General features: G+C 59.4%; 5 protein-coding genes. All 5 read right to left on the reverse strand.

The window, feature by feature from the left end; all coding sequences use genetic code 11:
- Positions 1 to 465 (reverse strand): serine--tRNA ligase (locus M7F93_RS11040; protein ID WP_463670975.1); only part of this gene is annotated, 465 nt, incomplete at its 3' end.
- A complete protein-coding gene (locus M7F93_RS11045) occupies positions 458 to 1,789 on the reverse strand; it encodes a replication-associated recombination protein A (protein WP_298173362.1) in 1,332 nt (443 codons plus the stop codon). The genes M7F93_RS11040 and M7F93_RS11045, both read right to left, overlap by 8 nt.
- Before the next feature lie 27 nt (positions 1,790 to 1,816).
- Positions 1,817 to 2,887 (reverse strand): OmpP1/FadL family transporter, encoded by a 1,071-nt coding sequence (locus tag M7F93_RS11050; RefSeq protein WP_298173365.1) that lies wholly within the window; start codon positions 2,885 to 2,887, stop codon positions 1,817 to 1,819.
- Between the two features lie 17 nt (positions 2,888 to 2,904).
- Entirely contained in the window at positions 2,905 to 3,576 is a 672-nt protein-coding gene (gene lolA, locus M7F93_RS11055; protein ID WP_298173368.1) for an outer membrane lipoprotein periplasmic chaperone LolA, read from the reverse strand.
- On the reverse strand, positions 3,569 to 4,637 hold a 1,069-nt coding region (locus M7F93_RS11060; protein ID WP_298173370.1), incomplete at its 5' end, for a DNA translocase FtsK. The genes M7F93_RS11060 and lolA, both read right to left, overlap by 8 nt.

The following is a 4,637-nucleotide window of genomic DNA, read 5'->3' on the forward strand; positions in this document are numbered from 1 at the left end:
GCCCCCCGCCGCGAAATCAATAATCCCCAAGGCCTCGCCCAGATCGACATGGTCGTGGGGAGAGAAATCGAAGGCGCGGGGCGTGCCCCAGTGACGCAATACCACATTGTCCCGTTCATCGCGGCCATCGGGTACTGAATCCTGCGGGATATTGGGCAGATTGCTGGTCAGGCTCTCCCATTCGGCAAGGATGCTTTCCAGAGATTGCTCCAGGGTCTTGATCTCCTCACCGTGCTGCGCCGCCGCGGTCTGCATAGCGCTGGTATCGAGCCCCTGACGGCGCACCTGACCGATCTGTCTGGAGGCCTCATTGCGGGCGTTGCGCAGCTCTTCGAGCTGAATCTGCAGGGTTTTACGCTGCTGGTCGAGTTTGCTCAGGGCCGTCACATCCAGAGTGAAGTGACGGCGGGCGAGGCCTGCGGCTACTTTTTCTGGTGCGCTGCGCAGCAAGCTGGGATCAAGCATGAGGTTTTTTCTCTCGGACAGGTGGACGATGGGCATTTATCCAGCGTAAACGTTCCTGGATACGGGCTTCCAGACCACGGTCACTGGGCTTATAAAAATGGGTCTGACGCAGGCCGGGGGGCAAATAATGCTGCTCCGGAGCGATGGCGTCGGGATAGTCGTGATCGTATTGATATTCCTTGCCATAATCCAGTGTTTTGAGCAGCGCCGTGGGCGCATTGCGGAGATGGAGGGGCACTTCCGCACTACCACCCGCCTTGACGGCGGCGCGCACCGCATTCCAGGCGTCGTAGATGCGGTTACTTTTAGGACAGCTGGCGAGATAAACCGTGGCTTGCGCGAGGGCCAGCTCCCCCTCGGGCGAACCGAGAAAGGCGTAGGCGTCCTTGGCGGCGAGGGCCATATCTATTGCCCGCGGATCAGCGAGGCCGATATCTTCAGAAGCCATGCGCACCAGACGGCGGGCGAGGTACAAGGGGTCGGCGCCGCCATCGAGCATCCGCGCCAGCCAGTAGAGGGCCGCATCGGGGTCGGAACCGCGCAGAGACTTGTGAAAAGCGGAGATTTCGTCGTAAAAGGCTTCACCGCCCTTGTCGAAGCGTCGCCAGGATTGACCACTGGCCGCGGCGACGATTTCGGCAGTGATCGGTGTGTTACCCGCCTGCACCGGGGCCAGTTGTACCGCGAGGTCCAGCAGATTGAGGAGACGGCGTGCATCGCCGTCGGCGGCAGTCAGCAAACCCTTGCGTACTTCCGGGGACATCTCTATCGCCAGATTACCCAGACCGAGCACACTATCAGCAAGGGCGTGATCGAGCACCGTGCCGAGTTCTTCACCAGTCAGCGCTTTGAGAACGTAGACGCGCGCCCGAGACAGCAGGGCATTGACCAGGGCGAAGCTGGGGTTTTCCGTCGTTGCGCCGATGAGGGTCACGACGCCTTCTTCCACATGGGGCAGCAGGGCGTCTTGCTGGCTTTTGTTGAAGCGATGGATTTCATCAATGAAGAGGACCGTGCCCTGGCCCAGAGACTGGGCAGCCTCGGCGCTGGTGACGGCGGCGCGGATTTCTCGTACTCCGCTGTTGACGGCAGACAGAATCTGGAAGTGCTGGTCAGCCGCATGGGCGAGGAGTTGCGCCAGGGTGGTTTTGCCACTACCCGGCGGACCCCAGAGAATCATGGAATGCAGATGGCCGGCCTGCACCATGGCCCGCAACGGACCTTCCTTGCCGAGCAGATGGTTCTGGCCGACATAAGCGTCCAGCGTCTGGGGACGCATACGGGCCGCCAGCGGGCGAGGGTCGCTACCGGGCAATGCTGCCATGGGCGTTCTGCTGGGGGAGCCTACCCCTTAAAAGTCACGGGAAATGGCGGCGCCGAAATTGAAGGTGCTGGCTTTATACGCACCCGCAAAGCCGGGATAATAAGATGTCGCATTACCGGAGAGGGCATAGGAGGCGCCTATGTCGTAATGCCATGCGCCCAGACCAATACCCACACCGAAAGAAGCCAGATTGCTGCTGGTTCCCGGCACTGCCGCATCAATACTTGAGCCATTGCTGGGACTGCCCTCGTGGGCGAGACCACCGCGGAACTCCAGATTCTGGTTCAGGTGATAGCTGAACCCGACACGATAGGCCATGGCGGATTTCCAGCCGAGGCTACCATAGCCGGGTAACTGGGCGTTACTCCAGTCATTCCAGTCCACATCCAGCTCGGTGGCAAAACGCGGGGTGAAACGATAGCGAACACCCGCCTGCACGCGGCTGGGGAGACTAATATTACCGCCGGCGGAGGAAATACTGGCTGTGGAGCGGTAACTAAGCCCAGCGTTAAAGGTCTCGGTGGTATAGAAAAGTCCGACATTTCCGCCGACACCACCACCATTGCCGGAGTTAGGGCCGAAGGTTGCGCTCAGCGTCTGGTAATAGTCCAGACCCACTCCAACACTCAGATTGGGGAGCAGCAAATAGGCAACACCCGGATTCACATCAATGATCCGCAGGTCATTTTTTAGCAGCGGTTGTCCGGGAAAAGTCCCGGCAGGCCAGATGTTGTTGAAGCTGTAGGGCGAAGTGATACCGAGACCGACCGCCAGCGGGAGGTCATTAAAACGATGGGTCACAAAGAGACTGGGCAGAATCTGCATATTGCTGCTGGCGTCGTAAGTGCCATTGCTGTTATCCACTGTGTAAGTAGGGTGCGTCGCGAGAATATCCAGGCCCACCCGAGTACCCGGGAAGAAGACCATGTCCGCAGGATTGTCGGCAAAGCTGCTGACGGGTCCGCCATCGGCTACGGTGGCGCCCGCTTCCGAGAGTCCCGCCACGGAGGTCGGCGCGGAAAAACCTGCGGCATGGGATTGCGCAGCCACTAACAGGCCGAGGGCGACGAGAGCGAGACGAGTCTTCAAAGCCAACATGCAGTACTCCAGAAAAATTATTGAGAGAGAACATCCACACCGGCTGGCGGAGTGAACTGAAATTCCTGCGCCGAAATGGGGTGATTGATTTTAATATGCGCAAAGCGGAGGACGGTCTGTTGCTGAAACGCATCTTCCATGCGCATCTGGCGCAGTGCGCCCTGCGCATCAAAACCCATGCGCAGAGCCGTGAAGCCTTGATCCTGACCAATTTTTGGATGGAGCAGGAGCCAATGGAGACCGTCTTTTTGACCCAGGTCAGTAATCTTGAATCGCTGGCTGAGGTCATCGTTGCCAGCGATGAGCGCCGCAGGAGTCGATCCGAGGGCCTTGCCGAGAGGCTGTACCGTGGCCTGTTCCAGAGCCGGTTCGTAGAGCCAGACCTTCTCACCGTTGGACACAATGGTTTGCCCGTTGTTGCCGCTGTAGTCCCAGCGGAATTTGCCGGGGCGGGAGATCCACAGCTTGCCACTGGTACGCTTGATGGTCTGGCCATCATGGTTGGCCACTTCCTGGCTGAACTGGGCCGTAATGGTGTGGGTTTTCTGGAAGAAATCCTGCAACATCGCCAGACCCGTGGCAGCGGCCGCATACTGGATGCCGCCCAAAATCAGCAGCGGCACCAAAAACCAGCGAGCCAAACGTAAGGCCGGTAATGGGCCGCGCATAAAGCGCAAATAGTCAGTCACGACCGGGCGGTGCTGCTGCATAGATTTCTCTGCTCCCGTTACTTTGCAAGGGACCGACCACACCAACCCGCTCCATCTCTTCGATCATGCGGGCGGCCCGATTATAGCCCACCTTGAGTTGCCGCTGCACGTAGGAGATGCTCGCTTTGCGACTGCCGGTAACGATGGCTACCGCCTGATCATAGAGGGGATCAGCATCCTCTCCGCCTTCACCGTCCACGCCCTCGCCACTCTCATTGCCCTGCAAAATACGCTCGTCGTATTGTGGCGGCGCGCCTAACTGACGCAGGGACTCCACCACGCGATGAACTTCCTCATCGCTGACAAAGGCCCCATGCACCCGCAACGGATAACCGGAGCCGGGCGGCAGATAGAGCATGTCGCCCTGGCCCAGCAAGGTCTCCGCCCCCATCTGATCGAGAATGGTACGCGAGTCGATACGCGACGAAACCTGAAAGGCAATGCGGGTGGGGACGTTGGCCTTGATCAGACCGGTGATTACATCCACCGAAGGACGCTGAGTCGCCATAATGAGGTGCAGACCAGCAGCGCGCGCTTTCTGGGCCAGGCGGGTAATCAAGGTTTCCACCTGTTTACCGACCACCATCATCAGGTCCGCGAACTCATCAATGATCACCACGATAGCAGGCAGCACGCTCAGCGCGATGGGCTCGCCATCCATATCTTTATCCGGACCCGGCAGGGGATGTCCCGAAGCCGCCGCTTCCCGCACTTTCTGATTATATCCGGCCAGGTTGCGCACTCCGGCAAAGGCCATGAGCTTATAGCGCCGTTCCATCTCCGCCACGCACCAGCGCAAGGCGTTCGCGGCCTCCTTCATATCCGTTACCACCGGCGCCAGCAGATGGGGGATGCCCTCATAGATGGACAACTCCAACATTTTGGGGTCCACCATAATCAGGCGGACGTCGTCAGCAGTCGCCTTAAAGAGAATACTGAGAATCATGGCATTGACGCCCACAGACTTGCCGGCGCCGGTGGTTCCGGCCACCAGCAGATGGGGCATCTTCGCCAGATCGGCGGACACCGGCTGACCGCCG

The organism is Acidithiobacillus sp. (genome assembly GCF_027322205.1).
In the GTDB taxonomy this organism is placed as follows: Bacteria; Pseudomonadota; Gammaproteobacteria; order Acidithiobacillales; family Acidithiobacillaceae; genus Acidithiobacillus.